The following is a 19,047-nucleotide window of genomic DNA, read 5'->3' on the forward strand; positions in this document are numbered from 1 at the left end:
TCTGAAAATAATGACCAAAAATCATTCCATAATAAGAATTTTACTACATTTTTTATCCTACAGCAGTAGAATTAAAATCAATCAATCTTTCTGTAGTCTTATTAATTGAATTATAGTATTGAATTAGCCTGATGGCATGGGTTTCTTTTTTGAGGTCTAGCGAATGTTTTTTGATAAACTTTTTAAGTAAGGCCTCTTGGTCATTGAGAGCCTTCAACAGGCCTTTCTTATTTAGTTTGATCATTGTTGCAGATTGATCCCCTTTCCTTATAAAATAAGCCGAGATATCTTTGTAGACGGGAGGGTCGTAATCGTCATAACCATTTTCAGGCTTTTCGGCCTGAACAAATTTTTTCTTAGGCTTGAATAAGAGCTGGGTGTGGCCTTGGTTCAACGAATTGAAATAACCCATTTTAACCTGCTTGCCCTCTTTATATTCGAGTACCTCGTATGTTTTTCCATCAAAAACAGCTTTAATACTAGGACGTCGTAGCAACTTTCGTGCTTTACGGTTTTCATCAAGAATTTCCACTGCATCGTGGTAGGCGTCGTATCTCATCAGCGCTGATGTTCTTGACTTACCGTTAATAATTGTTTCCCCTTTCTTGTATACCTCATTTAGGTAGGGCGATCCTTGAATATCCACTTCTCGCATAACAATTCCGGCTTGTATATCGGTAGATATTCCATCACCATTGCCGATGGTTTGTGCCCAGGCCGTTCCTATTATATGGAATACTAGCAAGTAAATAAGATTTTTCATAGTCGAAAAAATTAAGATGAGATACTTAATTTAAAAAATAATACTATGAAAAACAAGAGGTTAGCTATCAATTATAGCTAACCTCTAAACAATTTTTATAGGGCTAATGTATTAGCTTGTTGGCTCTTTTTCGGTAGTCTTTTGAGCCAAGCTGTGCACCACTCTTTGTGGGAAAGGTATCTCAATGCCAGATTCATCAAAACGTCTTTTAGTTTCTTCCATTACGTGAAAGTGGGCTTTCCAGAAAACGCCGTTCTCTGCCCAAAAACGTAAACTTAGGTTGACCGAACTATCAGCCAGGGCATCTACATAGACCTCAGGTGCTGGCTCTTTTAAAATGTTCTCGTCTTCGGCACATATTTGAAGCATAATGTCTTTTGCCTGTTTGATATTACTGCCGTAACCAATACCGATTTTGATGTTATCTCTACGGGTGGGCATGGCATTGTAATTAATAACATTGTTATTGGAAAGTTGGCCATTAGGTATTATGGCCACTTGGTTACCAAATGTATTTAGCTTCGTGTAGAAAATAGTAATCTCTTTTACCGAACCATCTACGCCTTGGGCCGATATCCAATCACCTACACGAAAAGGTTTAAAAAGCAAAATCAACACGCCTCCGGCAAAGTTTGACAATGAACCCTGTAAGGCTAGACCAATAGCCAGACCAGCGGCACCGATCATGGCGACGAGAGAAGACGATTGCACGCCCAATTGGGTCACTACCAGAACAAAAAGAATAACTTTGAGGGCTATGCTTATGAAACTCTGCAAAAAGCTTTCTAAAGCCAAATCATATTCCTTGCGTTCAAAAAACTTCTTGACCATTTTGTTCAAGAACCTGATAATGTACAGGCCAACGACCAATATGATAAGTGCCAAAATAATATTGGGCAAAATCTCCCAAGCAAAATCGATGGCTTTTTGTATGTGCTCTTCGATGTTTGTGAATTCTTTCATATATAGATTAGTTTTTTAGGAGCGCCAACCTATAAAAAATAGTGGCCTTTTTCAAACTTATGCCATTAAACTATTGTTAATGCAGGGCGCTTTGGCGCAATTGAGTTAAAACTTCTTTTGAACGGGAACGGGGCAACTGGCACTGGCCTTTTTCACACAAGTAAATTAGGGTGTCGGGGCTTTCAAAACGATGCTTTAAAATTGGGAGATTCGATTTCTTTTCGGCTCCTGAGATAAGGGCGTTTGGTATATAAGATCTTTGTAATTCGTTTAATTTCTCATGAACTTCAGATCCCGTAATGGCAATTTCATAAAAAGGTTGGTTGAAGTATAAGGCAAGCTGCATCCAATTGGCATAGCTTTGCGCATTTCTTCTAATTTCATTCTGAACATTTTTCAACTGTTGATGTGTTATTTTTTCGAAATTTTCTTCATTAAAGAATCGCGAAAGCCTAAAAAGATTCTTTGCCATTATCGAATTTGATGATGGAATCACATTATCATAGGTTTCAACAGTTCTGCGAATGACATAGGTATCTTTTTTTGAGGTGAAATAGAACATACCGTTATCGGCATCGTAAAAATTTGAAATGACATGGTTGGTCAGTTTCATTGCGGTTTCGATCCATGTTTCCTCAAGGGTGACTTCATAGAGCGCCGTAAACGCATCTATTACCGAAGCGTAATCTTCTAGGTAGCCATTAATCGAGCTTTTACCGTCTTTGTGGTTATGATAAAGTCCGCCATCGGTTGTGGTGAGATGTTGAAGAATAAACTGGGCATTCTTAAGGGCTAAACTCAAATACTCCCCTTTACCCAAATATTTATAGGCGTCGATAATACCTTTGAGCATAAGGCCGTTCCACGAAGTCAGAACCTTATCATCTAATCTTGGCGCAGGACGTTTTTGACGAGTTATTTTCAATATCGATAAAGACTCTGTGATGATTTCTTGAAGTTGAGATTCGGAAAGTTCGTGGTCGAGGGCTACCTGCTTAAAGGATCGGTTTCGTATAAGAACATAGTTTTTATCTTCCCAATAACCATACTCGTTGATATTGAAGTATGAGGCAAAAATCTCGAACTTATCTTCTAAAAGTTGTACGAGTTCCTCTTTTTCCCAAACATAAAAAGCTCCTTCTTGCAATTTTCCTGACTTATCAAGGCTATCGGCATCCAACGAAGAATAAAAGCCAAAGTCTTGGTTTGTAAGTTCTTTAGATACAAATTCTATAATTCCCTCGACCACTTCTTTAAAAAGCTCTTTTCCGGTAGCAGCATAAGCTTGGGCGTAAAGACTCGCCAGCTGCCCGTTGTCATAAAGCATTTTTTCAAAGTGCGGAACATGCCATTTTGCATCGACAGAATATCTTGAAAAACCGCCACCGACTTGGTCGTAAACACCGCCCCAAGCCATCTTGGTCAATGAAACATCAACATAATCCAATATGGCTTCGTCATGTTGTAAAGTAGCATAATGCAGCAGAAAATTCAGGTTGACCGGCATCATGAACTTAGGTGCACGATTATAGCCTCCCATTTCGAGGTCAAAATACTTTGACCAGTTTTTAACAGAAGTAGAAAGCTCATCGATATCGATCAGGTCTTTTTGATTATTAAGTTCAACCAAGTTAATGGCCTTGATGCCATCTTCCATGTTTTGAGCGTACTCGACTACCCTTTTCTTATCGCTATTGTACAAGCTTGCCAATTGGGTCAATACCTCCATCCAATCATTTTTCTTGACATAGGTTGCTCCCCAAAAAGGACGGCCATCGGGTAATGCCACTATGTTTAAGGGCCACCCGCCGCTACCCGTCATCATTTGTAGCGCATCCATATAAATATGATCAATATCGGGTCTTTCTTCACGGTCAACCTTAATATTAATAAAATGGGAATTCATGATTTCGGCAACGCTCGGGTCTTCAAAACATTCATGCTCCATAACGTGGCACCAATGACAAGCGGCATATCCTATACTGATCAAAAGGGGCTTGTTCGACTCTCGGGCCAATTTTAAGATGTCTTCGCTCCATCCCACCCAATTTACGGGGTTGTGGGCATGCTGTTGCAGATAGGGGCTGCTTTCATGAACGAGTGCATTGGTGTAGGTGTTGCTCATAACAAGGGTATAATAAGAACGCCCCGAAATAGGGGCGTTTCATTATTTTAAGATTTTTGTGTCTATTTAACCTCAAAGGTAATTTTAGCGTTGACTCTAAAATTATCCATTTTTCCATCTTTCACGGTAGCACTTTGTTCGTTAATGTAAACTGAACGTATGTTTTTAACGGATTTTGAGGCTTCAGAAACCGCATTGTTAGCGGCATCTTCCCAACTCTTGTCTGAGTTTGCCAATATTTCTATCACTTTTAAAACTGCCATAATATTTTGTTTTTAAATTTTCTTTAATATAAGAAATATGGCAGCGAAAATTGATGGAAACCCGTTAAAGATGAATGCATTAGCCATTTAGGGCAACTACCTCATTAACCTTATCGCCCATCATGTTTTTGAGCATGGTCTCAATACCGTTCTTAAGGGTGAAAGTAGATGAAGGACAACCGCTACAGGCCCCCTGTAGAATGACGTTTACAGTCTTACTGTCTTTTTCGTACGATTGAAACAATATGTTACCTCCGTCACTGGCGACGGCCGGTTTGACATACTCCTCAAGAATATCGACAATCTGTTGAGAGGTATCGTCCAGTTCAGGAGAGGCTACGTTAGCCTTACTGCCTGTAGTTTCCGTAGTTTTTGAAACGGCATTTTCAGAAACGACCTCATTTCCGTCAGCTAAATAATCACGAACCAATTCTCGCACGGTCATGGTCACTTCGTCCCACTCGGCAACATCGTATTTGGTGACCGAAACATAGTTGAGATCAAAGAAAACCTCTTTTACAAACGGAAACTGAAATAGCTTTTGGGCCAAACCTGAATCTTTGGCCTCATCAATATTTTTGTATTCAAAAATTCCGGGAACTATTCGCTTATTTGCAACGAATTTCATTACAGAAGGGTTGGGCGTTACTTCGGCATAGACGGTAACCGCAACCTTCTGCTTGGTATGTTCTTCATGAACGATGGGTTCCCCGGCATTCAGGTACTCAACCAATTGTTGTGCAACTTCGTCTTTCACATCATCCCATTCAACAATATCAAACCTTTCAAGCCCAATAAAATTACCTGATATATATACCGTCTTTATAAAAGGAAGGTAAAACAGTTGTTGCGCTAATGGCGATATTTTGGCCTCGTCGATGTTCTTGAACTCGTAATTTTTGCCTTGGGTAAGCAAATGATTCGTTTCAAACTTGAGTATCTTCGGGTTATTGGTTTTTTCAACCGTTATATTGTATTCTTTCATTACAAGATCTTTGCCGCAAAAATACGATATAAATATGAGCTTATAATGACCATAATCTTGGTAAAGATGTACGGGCATTCTTTAAATGGAGTTTTACAATGTAGTTGGAAATAGCGATTTTACCGGAAGCTATCTTCCTGTAGAATAATATTGTAGCATTTCATCCGTTATACCATATATTTAGTCGATTCTCAACGCAGTCCGCTTTAACCATTTAAATGAAACATCGTTTATTTTGGCTTCTGGCCTCCATAATCATAAGCTATCAGAGCTATTCACAAGAAGGAATACCTGTGTACTTCGACTACCTCTCAGACAATTATTATTTAGTCTACCCGTCAATGGCCGGTATAAGTGAAGGCGGTAAGATTAGGGCAACTGCAAGAATGCAATGGTTTAGCGTAGAAGACGCCCCCAACTTACAGACCTTGAATGCCAATTTTAGATTGGGAGAAGGCAACAGCGGAGTGGGAGCCATATTCTTCAATGATGCCAATGGCTATCATGCTCAAACGGGGTTAAAGTTGACCTATGCCCATCATTTGAAATTAGGTGGTGATGCGAGATATCTCAACCAATTGTCATTTGGTTTGAGCCCGACTTATTTACAAAGTAGCCTTGATGAATCGGAGTTTCAGTCGGTATTGCCTGATGACGCCATAACGGGTTCTCGGTTGAGCGAAAGTTATTTTAATGTTGACTTGGGTGTTTCTTATAGTATTATGGAATTTTATGCCCACTTTGCCATTAATAACCTTTTAAGCAGTCAACGTAACCTCTATCGTTATGGTAAAGCGAACGACAATGTTCCTGTTATTGATAATTTAAGGAGATACTTGGTTTCTGCGGGGTATATCTTTGGAAAGCAGGAATGGCAGTTTGAGCCTTCCGTGCTATTTCAAATGACCGATTTTACTGAAGAGAAAACCATAGATTTAAACGCCAAGGTTTACAAAGATGTCGACTTTGGTCGAATTTGGGGCGGACTCTCGTACCGAAGAAGTATGGACGGTACACCCTTTGCCACCAGTGATGGCTTTGGTGAACAAAGACTTCAACTTTTTACACCTATCGTAGGGGCCAACATTAAAAACTTTATGGTCTCTTATAACTATTCATATCAATCAGGCGATATCAGGTTTGATAGCGGAGGTTTTCATCAGATTACCTTAGGCTATGATTTTGGCCAATCTGAAAGAAAGTACGACTGTTACTGCCCTGCCGCACAATAAAAACGTCCCGAAAACTGTTTTCGAGACGCTTGTGTTTTTATCCGTTTACTCCCATTTATAATTTTTCTTTGCCGCCTGTTTTACTATGGCACTAAATAGAGCATTTTCTAGTTCACCTGTTTCTTCATGAGTTTTTTCGGCAATGTAGGCTTCCCTTTTTTGGTTAAGTGCATTAATTTCTTTTTGTATTTCGACTCGCTCCATTCTTTTTTGGTCAAGATAAGTCTCGATTTCTTTATTGGATTTTGCTTTAAGCTCATTAGGTAAATGCTCTTTTTCAACGCTTTCGATATCAAAATCTGCTTCGTTGGACGCATCTACTAGATCCCAAGATTTATTGTTGTAAAGACGTGAACTTTTACTCACGGCTCTTTTGACAACTACTACTTCTTCTAACAACTCGGCATTCATGTCTTGTGTATGTTGTTTTTCCTTTTTTGACCTGCCTAAGTTACCATAGCCAATATAGGTGGTGTTTAGCTTAGTATTCAACTGAATAATGAGGTCGTCGTAGGGCGTTGATATATGTACCATTTTTTCGTTATGGTCTATGGCCATATAATCGCCCCCTGAAAGAATGGCACCTTCTTTCCATTTGGTTTGAATGCCTTGTTGGTAATCTCCACAAAAAATGGTGTTTACAATGACTTCTTTTTCCTTGGCGTTGGTGGTGGCGTCTTTATAATTGAGCTTGCCTTGGTCAAAAGGTTCGTTACCCGCAATAAAAATCATTTTTAGGTTATCCGGATTCTTGCCCCAATCCAACTGCTTGAGCGATTGCTGAATAACGGCACCACAGTATTCTTCCCCGCCATTCGTCGTAAGGGAAAACAATTTTTCCGAGATTTCGTCTAGGTCGCTGGTAAAGTTCAATACCTGCTGTACATACCCCTCGCGGTAAGAGAGCTCATCGTTTCCATATTGATATAGGGCAATTTGAAGCTCAGGTCGGGTGTCGTTGCCGCACTTGGCATGGGTGAATTTATTCACAACATCCCATAATTGTGCCTTGGCCTGGTTAATAAGCCCATCCATGCTATTACTGGTGTCCAACAGCAAAGCTATTTTTACGGTATTGTTTTTAGGTTCGGTCGACTTACTTGGTTCTTCTACTTTTTGCAGTAGTGCCAAGTCGTTGCTTTTTGTCTTTTTATTTGAAGTATCGCACCCATAGGCTGTTAAAGCAAAGGTGCTTAATGTGACCGTAATGATTAAATGTTTTGTTTTCATAATTTTTCGTTTTATTCCTTTAAATAACAGTCGAAATCGTAACCGGTAAGAATGATTTTGTAGGCTATTGATTTTTGATTAAAAGTAGATTGGTAATTCTTCGAAAAAAACCAGGAATGAGTGAAAGTGCCCTTTGAGTGAGTAATGCTTGCTGGTTAATTCGTTAACCCATCAAAAGTGTTGTTGTAAAGCTTCTCAGAGGTCTGCCATCATTTTTTTGAGTCGTTTATTAGCATTAAGTTTACTTGAATATTCCTCAAATGATAAGGGTTTCTTACATATGGATAATGCTGCTATTTACAGGGGCCTTGGCTTACGGGCAAACTCGTGGCGAACGGTTATCTCGGCACCAATCGTACTTAGATTCAGCTAGTTTTTATAAGGCTACCGATATTGAGAAGAGTATTGATTTTATAGCTCATTCCATTTCAGAACTTGGCGATAGCGGTAACAAAAGAGAATTGGCCCTTTCCTTATCTTTTTTAGGGGAAATATATCAATACTACCAGCAATATGATTTGGCAATCACCAATTACCGGGAATCTTTAGAAACTAACAAAACTTCAAAAACAACACTGCTTTTAGGGGAAGCATTGGTTCTAAATGGTGAGTATAATGAGGCGGAGACAATTTTACGGCCTTTACTAAAAATAAATGGCCTCATTCCCTATCAAAAGACTACACTCTACGAGCACCTGGGCGATGCATACAGAGGGCTGGGTGATATCGAAAAGTCAGTGGCTTTTTATCAAGAGGGTATCAAGATTGCCAATCAGAATCAAATAACTCCGAAACTGGCAGATTTAAATTCCAAGATTGCCGATGCTTACGCAGAAGATGATAAGTTGATCGAGGCCGATGCCTTTTATGATAGCTCTTTAGAATTATCAAAACAGTTGCCCCCAGAACGGGCAGTTCAGGAAAAGGATAAGGTGGCAGATTTTTACAATCAAAAAAATGAGTACGGGGCAGAAATTCAACTTAGAAAAGAAAGCTTGGGAGAGTTGAACAGTTTGCCGCGAAAGAAGGCTGCTAGGTTAGTCGGCCTGACCAATGCCGATTCTATAACCTCACAGCGTATCAATTATAAAATCGCCAACGCCTACATTGCACAAGACAAATACGACGAAGCCATTCCATATTTACAGGAGAGTATCGAACAGGCAGCTGTTGACGATGACATAGTGGTGAGAAAGGATGCGACCAGAAAGCTTTCGGAAGTGTTCGAATACAAGGGAGAGTATACCAAGGCCTTTGAAACGTATAGAAACTATGTAGCATTGGTCGATACCCTTTACTCTCGCAAAGAGCAAGAAATTTCCAGGGCCGCCCGCTTTAATCGTGAGATAGCGGCAAAGCAAAGCAGAATTACAGGGCTTGAGCAAGAGCGTGAGCTTTCTCAAAGTAAGTTTGATTTGGCGAAGACTGAAAAGCAATTGGTAGAGGAGACCAATAAGCGCCAGAAATGGGTTATTTATTCGCTTTTATTGGGGATATTGCTTTTAGGGCTGGCTACCTTCTTTTTCTATAGAAGCAATCAACAGCAGAAACTGGCGAACCATCTATTGGCCCTCAAATCTCTTAGGTCACAAATGAACCCACATTTTATTTTCAACGCCCTTAATTCGGTGAACAATTATATAGCCAAGAGTGATGAGCGTAGTGCCAATAGGTATCTGAGTGAATTTTCAACTTTGATGCGGTCTGTTCTTGAAAATTCTGAGGAAGATTTTATACCCCTATCCAAAGAGTTAGAGCTGCTTCAGCTATATGTGAAATTAGAGCACTCACGATTTCCTGAAAAATTCGATTATGAAATCAAAATAGATGGATCGGCCGATATCGAATCGTTTCAAATACCACCTATGTTATTACAGCCTTATATTGAAAATGCTATTTGGCACGGACTTCGTTATAAAAAGGAAAAAGGCCAATTGAATATAGCGTTGGAAAAGGTCGGCTCAGATAAGATCTTGGTGACCATTAGTGATAATGGAATTGGCCGCCAAAAATCGGCGGAGTTGAAGACCCTAAATCAGAGAAAGCAAAAATCAAAAGGAATGGGTAATATCAAGAAACGCATCGCCATATTAAACGATATGTATAAAAATAAGTTGGACGTAAAGATTTCTGACCTGAATGCAGATGGCTCGGGAACTTGTGTTGTCTTTACCCTAAGAAAAAGTTAGCCGATGAATCTGAAAGCCGTTATCATTGAAGATGAATTGAACAGTAGGGAAATCTTACGAAATTACCTTGCCAAGTATTGCCCAGAGGTGACAGTGCTGGGCGAAGCTGATTCCATTCAAAAGGGCTTAAAACTATTGACTGACCACAATCCAGATTTGTTGTTTTTAGATGTAGAAATGCCGTATGGCAATGCTTTTGACCTGTTAGATCAACTTCCCGACAGAAACTTTGAAACTGTATTTGTTACAGCCTATGATCATTATGCTATTGATGCCATTAACCATCATGCCGCCTATTATTTAATGAAACCCATCAATATCGATGAGCTCATAAAAGCGGTAGAATATGTTCAAGAAGTTAGGCAAAAAGAAAAGGTGTTAGAAGATGGCGTTCTACAGCCAAAGGTATCGTCTCTAAATGGCAAGATTACCATTCCGCAACAAGACGGTTTTCAGGTTTTGAACGTGTGCGACATTTTATATTGTCAGGCTGATGATAATTATACCGAAATATACTTGTCCAGTTCCAAAATATTGGTGAGCAAAACTTTAAAGTATTTTGAAGATATTTTACAGACATACTCCTTTGCTAGAATACACAAGTCTTATTTGGTAAATGTCAATGAAATAGTCAAGTACAGAAAGGGAAAAGGTGGCAGTGTAGTCATTTCAAACGGAAAAGAGCTACTGGTCTCGGCCTCCAAGAAGAAAGATTTGTTGGCCTATTTTTAAACTAAAAAAAATTAAGAATGATAAAATCGGTAAGAGGTAAAGAACCTAAGATAGGCGAAGATTGTTTTGTTGCCGAAAATGCCGTAATAGTAGGCGAGGTAGAAATGGGCAATCAATGTAGCGTATGGTTCAATTCCGTCATACGTGGCGATGTGCATTTTATTAAAATGGGCGATAAAGTAAATGTACAGGACGGGGCCGTAATACACTGTACCTATCAAAAATCACCTACGGTAATTGGTAACAATGTTTCAATAGGTCATAATGCTATAGTACATGGCTGCACCATACAAGACAATGTACTTATTGGTATGGGTAGTATTGTTATGGATGATTGTGTTGTAGAAAGTAACAGCATTATAGCGGCTGGCGCCGTAGTTACCAAAGGCACCCATGTGCCATCGGGAAGTATTTTTGCTGGTATGCCTGCCAAAAAGATCAAAGATATTAGCCCAGAGCTTAGTTCTGGCGAGATAGACCGGATAGCCAATAACTATGTAACCTATTCAGGTTGGTTCAAAGAATAGATTGTCTATCGGCTCTTAAAACTTTTTCAAAAGGTATTACTTTGTGATAGCGCCATGCTACTGCTAACTATTTTCCTATTTTTGTGCCCACTTAAAGACGAACACAATGAATGCATATATCTTTCCTGGGCAAGGGGCCCAATTTGTAGGTATGGGTTTAGAGCTCTACGAAAAATACCCTATCGCACAAGAACTTTTTGAAAAGGCTAATGAAATATTGGGCTTCTCTATCACCGATATAATGTTTGAAGGTTCTGCCGAAGATTTAAAAGAGACCAAAGTTACCCAACCCGCCATTTTTCTTCACTCGGTCATTTTGAGTAAAGTTTTGGGCGATAATTTTAAGCCTGATATGGTGGCCGGGCATTCTTTGGGTGAATTTTCCGCTTTGGTGGCCAATGGTACATTAAATTTTGAAGACGGACTAAAATTAGTTTCCCAAAGAGCCTTAGCGATGCAGAAGGCCTGCGAATTGAAACCGAGCACAATGGCCGCGGTTCTGGGGTTAGATGATGAGGTGGTAGAAAGGTTGTGTGAAGAAACTTCTGGTATCGTAGTGGCGGCAAATTATAATTGTCCAGGTCAATTAGTGATTTCGGGTGAGGTAGAGGCTATTGAATCGGCTTGTGAAAAAATGAAGGAGGCCGGCGCTAGAAGAGCCTTGGTATTGCCTGTTGGGGGTGCTTTTCATTCACCTTTAATGGAACCTGCAAGAGAAGAATTGGCATCGGCAATCGAGAATACTAAATTTAGTGAACCTAAATGCCCAGTTTATCAAAATGTAACCACCGTCGCAGTAAATGATGCGGCCGAAATCAAGAAAAACCTAATTTCACAATTGACTGCACCTGTCAAATGGACGCAAAGCGTTGAAAACATGGTGAAAGATGGAGCCACTCAATTTATTGAAGTAGGCCCTGGGAAGGTGTTGCAAGGTCTAGTAAGAAAGATAGCCAAAGACGTAGAAAGCCGTTCCGCCGAAATCGCAGAGTAGGGTTTTTTACGTATAAATTGTATTTAATCTATACAAACCCTTATTTAACCCCAGATTTACGGCCCTATTTTATTTTTTTAGTATTATTGAGGCCCATTTTACGAGAACCTACTTAAAGTGCTGTGTATTGAATTTCAATTGAATTCAAAGGACAGTTTATGAAAATGAAAAAGAAAAGAACTCGCTTTGCCGCTGCCATTACTGGTCTTGGTAAGGCATTTTTATTATTGCTTCTGTTTTGTTACGGACAAACGGCTTTTGGGCAAACAGTTTCTATTACCTCTTCAGATTTAGATGCCGCTGAAAGTGATGGTATTGCTAATCCTGCAAGTTTTCTTATATCAAGAAGTGAGGCCAATATATTTCCTACTACTGTAAACTATAGCCTAACAGGTACTTCAGATGATGGAAGCGATTACACAGGCCCGACAGGTTCTGTTACTCTAAACAATGGCAATGGCGGTCAAGCTTTAGTGACAGTCGATATTGTAGACGATAACTTGGTAGAGGGGCCGGAAACCTTAATAGTAACGCTTACTTCTGCTGTTTTCGGAACTATTGATACCAATGCAAATACGATTACCATCAACATTGCTGACAATGACACTGGTAACTTCACTTTAGAAATGTTAGATGGTGACGCCTCTGAAACCGAAGCGGCAGAGGTTGCCAACCCTGGGCAGTATGTTTTGCGCCTCGATAAAGCTAATGGTACAGGCGCACCTATTACTATACCATATAATTTCAACAACGGTACTGCGACGAGAGGTACCGATTTTGAAGTGAGAAATGATCCAAATATTGCCCAGAACCAAATATCTTTTCCTGCAGGGGTGAATCAGGTCAATATCTTTATAGATGTTCTTGATGATACCACACCGGAAACAGAGGAAACTGTTATCTTAAATTTAGGCCAACCAAGTAATACGGCACTTTTTTCGTTTACACAAGTGCCCGCGGCTGATAGAACTGTTACGATTACTGATAACGATTGTATTGCAGGCGATGTAGCCCCGACAATCAACAACAATCCGAAGGAATTTTGCAGCCCCCCAAACAATTCGGTCAATCTTAATACATTTATTCAGGGTAATGCACCTGCCGGTTCCTCTGTTCGTTGGAGTCTGCAGGCCAACCCCTCGACCGCAGGACAATTATTGCCTGCTAACCCCGCTGCTACCGAAAGTGGTACGTATTATGCTGTTTTTTGGGCCAATGACAATTCCTGTGCTAGTCCATCCTCAGCGGTTGAAGTAACTTTTACCGAGCAGCCTTCAGCTGGTACTGTAACCAATGCTACAGCATGTAACAATCCTACCAATGAATTTGGTCCTGTGCGAATCGATTTGGATGACCTTATCGAAGACGAAGATGCAGGAAGCTGGTCGCAGACAGGAGGCCCAGACATTACTATTCCGAATAATAATAATTTAGATTTTAGGGGACAGCCCTCAGGAAATTATGAGTTTACATATACTACCAATACAGTAGGGCCTTGTGGCCCGAATACTTCCGTAGTAACGATTTCGGTTGATGATTGTGATCCTTGTGTTGCCGGCGATGATGCACCTACGCTTAACAATACGGTTCCTACTACTTTTTGTGATGAAATCGATGATGACATTACATTAAATGATTATGCTCCAAACAACGGTCCGAACGGAACCTTTCTGAGATGGGCGAGCGATGCGGCCGACCCAACCGGAAGTTTTGTGCCTCAAAACAGAATAACCAATCCATTGCCAGGAACATACTACGGGTTTTATTATGATGCTACTAACGATTGTACAAGCCCGTTGCTAACTATCAATTTGGCAGTTACCGCCTCTCCTCAATTACAAAGTAGCGCCGGTGCTGAGAGATGTGGCCCAGGTACGTTGACCTTGACGGCTACTGCCAGTGCAAATGCGACAATTCTCTGGTACACACAACCAACTGGAGGTACTTCTGTTGGTAGTGGAGCAAATTTCACGACTCCTAACTTAAACCAGTCTATTACTTATTATGTAGAAGCCTCTTCTAATAATTGCGCCACAGAAAGAGTAGCAGTAGAAGCCGTAGTTTCTGCGCCAGTGTTCACCGGAAGTCCTCAAAACGCTTCTTCTTGTAATGTCACTCAATATGGCAATACAATTTTAGATTTAGATGATTTGTTTACTCAGATACCAAGTGATGGGGAATGGGCTTTTGTTGATGGCCCGTCAGCGGCTACACCTAATGCAAGTAATATTCTTGATTTTCAAGGTTTCCCTAATGGTAACTATATATTTTCATATACGACTACAGGCGCCGAGGCTCCTTGCGAAAATCAGACCGCTCAAGTTATTATCTCAGTGAGTAGTTGTGATACCGATGATGATAATGACGGTCTTTTGGGGGGGATTGAAGCTTCTTTGGGAACAGACCCTAATAATCCCGATACGGATGGTGACGGAATTTTAGATGGGGAAGAAGTAGGTGACGACCCCAATAACCCGATTGATACCGATGGAGATGGTATTATTGATGCCCTCGATTCAAATATCCTTGACACTGATAATGACGGAACTTTAGACCATTTAGACCCCGGAAACAACAACCCTTGTGTGCCCGATAATTCAGTAGGTCTTTGTGATACCGATGAAGATGGTATTTCTGATGGTGATGAAGAAGTTGCTGGCAGTGATCCTTTCGATGCCTGTAGCCCTAATATCAATCATGAGAATTGTGATCCTACGCCCATTGATTTAGAGATTGTCAAAACGTTGGATAAGCCCGATGCGGTGGTCGGTGATGAGGTTATGTTCACCGTCTCGGTTAACAACTTGTCAGCACGAACAGCACGGAACGTTATAGTAGGCGATTTGCTCGAGACCGGTTTTGCGTACAAAAACCATAATACCTCCATAGGCACTTATAACCAGCTTGATGGTATGTGGACGATTTTTGAAATACCTGCTAGTGGTACTGCTACCTTGACGGTTACGGTAGATGTAATCGAGGGCGGACCATATACCAATGTTGCAGAACTGTTGCAGTCATTTCCTGATGACGATAATGAAGCCAACAACGTAGCCGAGGTTTCCTTGAACGTAGATTTGCCAGAAGGCATTGATTTGGTAATGGAGAAGTTGGCAAGAATAGTAGATTCTAATGACACTTTGAACATTTCTAATAATCGTAATCTTTCAGAAGTAAACCCTTTAGTGGGGCAAGAGGTGATTTTCACCCTTCGCGTCACCAATAAGTCGAGGGAAAACGCGGTTTCTAATATTCAGGTTCTTGATACTATTTCCGAAGGGTTTCAATATATCTCCCACGAAGCGCTTTTAGGAACATTTAATTTACAGACTGGCCTTTGGGTAATTCCTGAACTTTTAAGAAATGAGGTAGCCGAATTGCAAATTAGGGTGGCCGTTCCTACGGTTGGAACATTTACTAATAGAGCTGAGATAGTGAGGTCTTCACCTTTAGATAGTGAAGGTAAATATGATAACAACGTTGATGAGGTGACCGTGAATGTTTCGGAACGCACCCAAGCCGATTTTGGAATTATTTTTAATCAATTTTCCCCAAATAACGACGGTGTCAATGATGATTTAAAAATTAATCGCACCTTGGTGAATGAAAATGGTACGCAGAGAGAGATCGATATTCTTTACGACATTAAAATTTTTAATAGATACGGTAGTGTGGTCTTCGAAGGGGCCGATATGAGCGGTGATATTATTTGGGATGGCAGTCGCGAAGGAAAAGAGGTTCCTGACGGCACCTATTTTTATGTCTTGAATGTTGCCTTGCAGGAAGAGGTTGAAGGGGTTGAAACTAACACCACTAAAAAAGGCTGGATCCAGCTAATAAGATAATGCTGATAATGGTATATAGAAAATTCAAGTTGGCTTATACACCTGTAATTGTATTCTTTGGTTTATTGTTTTGCACCTTAGGCCTACAGGCACAAAAAGAACCCCATTACACCCAGTATATGTACAATATAGGCAGCTTTAACCCAGCCTATGTCGGTACCGTTCAAGATCCTGAAATTGCTGGTTTGTACAGAGCCCAATGGGTTGATGTTCCGGGGTCTCCAAGAACTATTCGTTTGGGCACCAATATACCCTTGGCCAATGAAAAAATGGGGGTTGGGCTCAATATCATTAATGATGAAATGGGGCCTTCTACACAAACGTATGTTGAGTTGGCATATTCATACCAATTCAATGTTTCAGAAAAGGCAAAGCTTTCTTTTGGTATGGATGTTGGGGGATCGTTTTTGAATGTTGATTTTTCGAAAGGTACTTTTGAAAACCCGGGGGAACCTATTTTGGACAGGGAAACTATTAAAAAATTCTACCCAACGGTAGGGGCAGGTCTTTTTCTATATGAAGATGAGATTTGGTATTTAGGGGTTTCTATTCCTAATTTTCTTACCGATGGTATTTATAACGATGATGTAGCGACCATCATAGAAGATAAAATTCAGTTCAATTTTATTGGGGGTTACGTTTTCGATTTATCGGAAACCCTCAAGTTTAAACCGGCTTTCTTGTTGAACTATATCAATGGGGCGCCGTTGAATACGAATCTGTCTACCAACTTTTTGTTCAATGATAGATTTACGCTTGGGGCATCTTATCGTTTCGGTAATTCGGTGAGTGCATTGGCAGGGTTTCAAATTACCAGCGGCACTTATATTGGTTATGCCTATGATTACAATACCCAGCCTCTAGGAGAATTTAGTAGTGGTTCTCACGAAGTGATACTGAAGTTCTATCTAGGAAAGAGTGATGGTACCAATACCAACGATAAAAACCTGAAAGGAAAACCGAAGCAAATAGATACGCCAAGATTTTTCTAATCGATTATGATGAAACTTAAACTTTTCATATCCATTTTTGTACTTGGGGTTACTACTGTTTTGGCCCAAGAATTTACCTCGAAGGGGGATCGCTACTTTTATAGCTATGCCTATGAAGATGCCATTAGGGAATATCATAAGCAAATGGCAGATGGTAAAATCATGACCAATCACCAATTATTAAATCTGGCTGATTCCTATTTCAGAACAAGACAATATGATAAAGCTACGAAGCTCTATTTAGATGTGAACAAGAATGATTCTATCATGTCTGACCATCAATTTAACAAGATGCTTCAAAGTTTGGCCAAAACATCTGAAAAGGAACGCGTGAAGGCTTTTTTAAAGTCAAATGAAAAGTTGGCGGGCGAACTCTCTGAAAATGCAGATTTCAATTATCGTATGTTGGAAAGCAGTAGTGATCCCGCATCAGGTTTTTTTATTTTTAATATTGGCGCCAATACGGCACAGGCCGATTTTTCACCAAGTTTTTATAACGACAAACTGTTATTTAGCAGTAGTCGAAAATCAAAATCAAAGAAAGTTTATGGTCCGTCGGGTGAGTCTTACCTAGATATTTATGTGGCCGATAGAGATAATAGCGGTAACCTTAAAAATGTACAGGTTTTTGGTGGTATACCCGATTCACCGTACCATAAGTCGACCCCCTACTATTCGGCAAGAAATGGCAGTATCTATTACGTTCTTTCGAATACCGAAGGTAAGAACTTGGCCTTTGATGAAAAGGGCAAGAATGCCTTATCCATTGGTATGGCCTATGATAACGGCTTTTTTAGGTTTCTCCTAAAAGATTTGAGTACATCTTTTTACTATCCGTATTATGATGAAAAGGCTGAGCGTCTTTATTTTTCTGCCAATTTTGATGATAGTTATGGTGGTACCGATATTTATTATGTGGTAACTAATAACGGACAGGTTATGTCTCAACCCATTAATCTGGGCCCGAGAATCAATACCCCTGGTAACGAAATAGCACCATTTGTCTTTGATAACAGCTTGTATTTTTCTTCGGATGTTTTCTATGGAGTCGGTGGAATGGACATTTACAGAAGCAACATTCTTTCTGACCAAAGCTTTAGCATTCCTGTCAATTTAGGAACCGGAATCAATACCAAATATGACGAATTTGGTTTTATCATTAAAGAAGACCAAACTGATGGTTTTATCGGGTATTTTTCTTCAAACCGTTCAGGAGGTAAAGGTGACGATGACATATATGGCTTTAAGGTAAATGCCAAACCTGGGCTAAAAACATTGATTTTTAGGGGCAAAGTGATGCAGCCGCCCTACGATGAAGCGATTGCTGATGTAAATGTAACCATCAAGGGTGCCAACAATGAAGTGCTAAAACAGGTAACGACCGATAATTTTGGCAATTATCATATTGAGATACCGTATACTGATGTAGCGAGTATTCATATTGCCAAGAATAGTTTTGCTTCCTTTGAGGAGACTTATGACCCGAAGACTTTAGAAGAGATGCAAAAGGCTCCTCTACAGGTTCGGCTAGAGTCAATGAACGATGTTTTAAAGGACCGTGAGGGTAAAAAAGTACTCGATGTAAACGATTTCTATTTTGCCAGCGGAAAGAGCACTTTAACTCCCGATATTACTTTTGTTCTAGATGATGTTGTCAAAAAAGTGGCCATGTTTCCTGAAATGATTATTTCAATAGAGACACATACTGATAGTAGAGGTGGTAAATCATCCAACCAAAAAATATCTCAGGCTAGGTCGAATGCTATTAAAGACTATCTGCTGCAGAACGGTTTGTCAAACTCTAACATAAAAAGTGCCAAAGGCTTTGGGGAAGAGTATATATTAAACAACTGTAAAGATGGTGTTTATTGCCTCGATTTCTTACACAAGCAGAACTTGCGAACGCTTTTTGTAGTGGAAAACTATGCCGACCTAGTAAAGTAGGTTAATGGGCTATTCGACAGTCTTCGCAAGATTTTACTTTACCGTAATAAGTTTTTCGATAGATATGCAAGGTCTTTAGTGGAATACCTAAAAAGGCCTTTTTTACGTAGGTGACATTCGTGTAGAGCATGCCCATCTTCTCGGTAAATCTCTTTTCTGCGACTGTATTTCTTTTTATGTGGATGAACTTCATTAAGTTGTTTTACAAGTAATTCTACAAAGCTTACAAAAAGTACAGCCAATCGCAACCTGAGAATGTTAAG

General features: G+C 40.0%; 15 protein-coding genes. 8 read left to right on the plus strand and 7 right to left on the minus strand.

Translation table 11 applies throughout. The features are described from left to right. Nucleotides 1-52: 52 nt before the first annotated feature. The 5 genes from D1013_RS04005 to D1013_RS04025 form a co-directional block, all read right to left on the minus strand. The gene (locus D1013_RS04005; RefSeq protein WP_121847660.1) at nucleotides 53-763 is read right to left on the minus strand and encodes a hypothetical protein; all 711 of its coding nucleotides are present in this window, start codon (nucleotides 761-763) and stop codon (nucleotides 53-55) included. Between the two features lie 111 nt (nucleotides 764-874). After that, the gene (locus tag D1013_RS04010) at nucleotides 875-1,726 is read right to left on the minus strand and encodes a mechanosensitive ion channel family protein (protein WP_121847661.1); all 852 of its coding nucleotides are present in this window, start codon (nucleotides 1,724-1,726) and stop codon (nucleotides 875-877) included. A gap of 76 nt (nucleotides 1,727-1,802) precedes the next feature. Beyond that, nucleotides 1,803-3,851, minus strand: coding sequence for a thioredoxin domain-containing protein (locus tag D1013_RS04015; RefSeq protein ID WP_121847662.1), 2,049 nt, complete (start codon nucleotides 3,849-3,851; stop codon nucleotides 1,803-1,805). A 62-nt stretch (nucleotides 3,852-3,913) separates the two neighbouring features. Further along, the gene (locus D1013_RS04020) at nucleotides 3,914-4,114 is read right to left on the minus strand and encodes a dodecin family protein (RefSeq protein ID WP_121847663.1); all 201 of its coding nucleotides are present in this window, start codon (nucleotides 4,112-4,114) and stop codon (nucleotides 3,914-3,916) included. A gap of 79 nt (nucleotides 4,115-4,193) precedes the next feature. Next, a complete protein-coding gene (locus D1013_RS04025) occupies nucleotides 4,194-5,099 on the minus strand; it encodes a NifU family protein (RefSeq protein WP_121850586.1) in 906 nt (301 codons plus the stop codon). A gap of 218 nt (nucleotides 5,100-5,317) precedes the next feature. Between D1013_RS04025 and D1013_RS04030 the strand changes: the two genes are divergently transcribed. After that, on the plus strand, nucleotides 5,318-6,331 hold the full coding sequence (locus D1013_RS04030) for a PorP/SprF family type IX secretion system membrane protein (RefSeq protein WP_121847664.1): 1,014 nt from the start codon (nucleotides 5,318-5,320) through the stop codon (nucleotides 6,329-6,331). 45 nt (nucleotides 6,332-6,376) lie between these two features. Here the strand turns inward: D1013_RS04030 and D1013_RS04035 are convergent, their stop codons facing one another. Further along, the gene (locus D1013_RS04035) at nucleotides 6,377-7,561 is read right to left on the minus strand and encodes a VWA domain-containing protein (RefSeq protein ID WP_121847665.1); all 1,185 of its coding nucleotides are present in this window, start codon (nucleotides 7,559-7,561) and stop codon (nucleotides 6,377-6,379) included. A gap of 287 nt (nucleotides 7,562-7,848) precedes the next feature. Here D1013_RS04035 and D1013_RS04040 point away from each other — a divergent pair, with 287 nt between their 5' ends. The 7 genes from D1013_RS04040 to D1013_RS04070 all read left to right on the plus strand — a co-directional run bounded on the left by D1013_RS04040 (nucleotide 7,849) and on the right by D1013_RS04070 (nucleotide 18,784). After that, the gene (locus D1013_RS04040) at nucleotides 7,849-9,750 is read left to right on the plus strand and encodes a tetratricopeptide repeat-containing sensor histidine kinase (RefSeq protein ID WP_225621363.1); all 1,902 of its coding nucleotides are present in this window, start codon (nucleotides 7,849-7,851) and stop codon (nucleotides 9,748-9,750) included. Between the two features lie 3 nt (nucleotides 9,751-9,753). Continuing rightward, on the plus strand, nucleotides 9,754-10,482 hold the full coding sequence (locus D1013_RS04045; RefSeq protein WP_121847666.1) for a LytR/AlgR family response regulator transcription factor: 729 nt from the start codon (nucleotides 9,754-9,756) through the stop codon (nucleotides 10,480-10,482). A gap of 17 nt (nucleotides 10,483-10,499) precedes the next feature. Next, nucleotides 10,500-11,009 carry a gamma carbonic anhydrase family protein gene (locus tag D1013_RS04050; protein WP_121847667.1) on the plus strand — a complete coding sequence of 170 codons (510 nt, stop codon included), beginning with the start codon at nucleotides 10,500-10,502 and terminating at the stop codon, nucleotides 11,007-11,009. Nucleotides 11,010-11,115: 106 nt separating this feature from the next. Further along, nucleotides 11,116-12,003: an ACP S-malonyltransferase gene (fabD, locus tag D1013_RS04055; protein ID WP_121847668.1), complete on the plus strand. Its 888-nt coding sequence runs from the start codon at nucleotides 11,116-11,118 to the stop codon at nucleotides 12,001-12,003. Nucleotides 12,004-12,161: 158 nt separating this feature from the next. Beyond that, nucleotides 12,162-15,848: an Ig-like domain-containing protein gene (locus tag D1013_RS04060; protein ID WP_121847669.1), complete on the plus strand. Its 3,687-nt coding sequence runs from the start codon at nucleotides 12,162-12,164 to the stop codon at nucleotides 15,846-15,848. Then, a complete protein-coding gene (locus D1013_RS04065; protein WP_317125492.1) occupies nucleotides 15,848-16,840 on the plus strand; it encodes a PorP/SprF family type IX secretion system membrane protein in 993 nt (330 codons plus the stop codon). Before D1013_RS04060 ends, D1013_RS04065 begins: the two co-directional genes overlap by 1 nt. Before the next feature lie 6 nt (nucleotides 16,841-16,846). Then, nucleotides 16,847-18,784: an OmpA family protein gene (locus tag D1013_RS04070; protein ID WP_225621362.1), complete on the plus strand. Its 1,938-nt coding sequence runs from the start codon at nucleotides 16,847-16,849 to the stop codon at nucleotides 18,782-18,784. 1 nt (nucleotide 18,785) lies between these two features. Here the strand turns inward: D1013_RS04070 and D1013_RS04075 are convergent, their stop codons facing one another. Continuing rightward, on the minus strand, nucleotides 18,786-18,977 hold the full coding sequence (locus tag D1013_RS04075; RefSeq protein WP_121847671.1) for a hypothetical protein: 192 nt from the start codon (nucleotides 18,975-18,977) through the stop codon (nucleotides 18,786-18,788). Between the last annotated feature and the right edge of the window lie 70 nt (nucleotides 18,978-19,047).

The organism is Euzebyella marina, assembly GCF_003687485.1.
Taxonomy (GTDB): Bacteria; Bacteroidota; Bacteroidia; order Flavobacteriales; family Flavobacteriaceae; genus Euzebyella; species Euzebyella marina.

What these genes read in the sequence shown, in the direction of transcription:
- D1013_RS04050 (WP_121847667.1), top strand. Translation starts at nt 10,500, where the DNA reads ATGATAAAATCGGTAAGAGGTAAAGAACCTAAGATAGGCGAAGATTGT.
- D1013_RS04010 (WP_121847661.1), bottom strand. Translation starts at nt 1,726, where the DNA reads ATGAAAGAATTCACAAACATCGAAGAGCACATACAAAAAGCCATCGAT.
- D1013_RS04005 (WP_121847660.1), bottom strand. Translation starts at nt 763, where the DNA reads ATGAAAAATCTTATTTACTTGCTAGTATTCCATATAATAGGAACGGCC.
- D1013_RS04030 (WP_121847664.1), top strand. Translation starts at nt 5,318, where the DNA reads ATGAAACATCGTTTATTTTGGCTTCTGGCCTCCATAATCATAAGCTAT.
- D1013_RS04035 (WP_121847665.1), bottom strand. Translation starts at nt 7,561, where the DNA reads ATGAAAACAAAACATTTAATCATTACGGTCACATTAAGCACCTTTGCT.
- D1013_RS04045 (WP_121847666.1), top strand. Translation starts at nt 9,754, where the DNA reads ATGAATCTGAAAGCCGTTATCATTGAAGATGAATTGAACAGTAGGGAA.
- D1013_RS04015 (WP_121847662.1), bottom strand. Translation starts at nt 3,851, where the DNA reads ATGAGCAACACCTACACCAATGCACTCGTTCATGAAAGCAGCCCCTAT.
- D1013_RS04070 (WP_225621362.1), top strand. Translation starts at nt 16,847, where the DNA reads ATGATGAAACTTAAACTTTTCATATCCATTTTTGTACTTGGGGTTACT.
- D1013_RS04040 (WP_225621363.1), top strand. Translation starts at nt 7,849, where the DNA reads ATGCTGCTATTTACAGGGGCCTTGGCTTACGGGCAAACTCGTGGCGAA.
- D1013_RS04065 (WP_317125492.1), top strand. Translation starts at nt 15,848, where the DNA reads ATGCTGATAATGGTATATAGAAAATTCAAGTTGGCTTATACACCTGTA.
- D1013_RS04025 (WP_121850586.1), bottom strand. Translation starts at nt 5,099, where the DNA reads ATGAAAGAATACAATATAACGGTTGAAAAAACCAATAACCCGAAGATA.
- fabD (WP_121847668.1), top strand. Translation starts at nt 11,116, where the DNA reads ATGAATGCATATATCTTTCCTGGGCAAGGGGCCCAATTTGTAGGTATG.
- D1013_RS04075 (WP_121847671.1), bottom strand. Translation starts at nt 18,977, where the DNA reads ATGAAGTTCATCCACATAAAAAGAAATACAGTCGCAGAAAAGAGATTT.
- D1013_RS04060 (WP_121847669.1), top strand. Translation starts at nt 12,162, where the DNA reads ATGAAAATGAAAAAGAAAAGAACTCGCTTTGCCGCTGCCATTACTGGT.
- D1013_RS04020 (WP_121847663.1), bottom strand. Translation starts at nt 4,114, where the DNA reads ATGGCAGTTTTAAAAGTGATAGAAATATTGGCAAACTCAGACAAGAGT.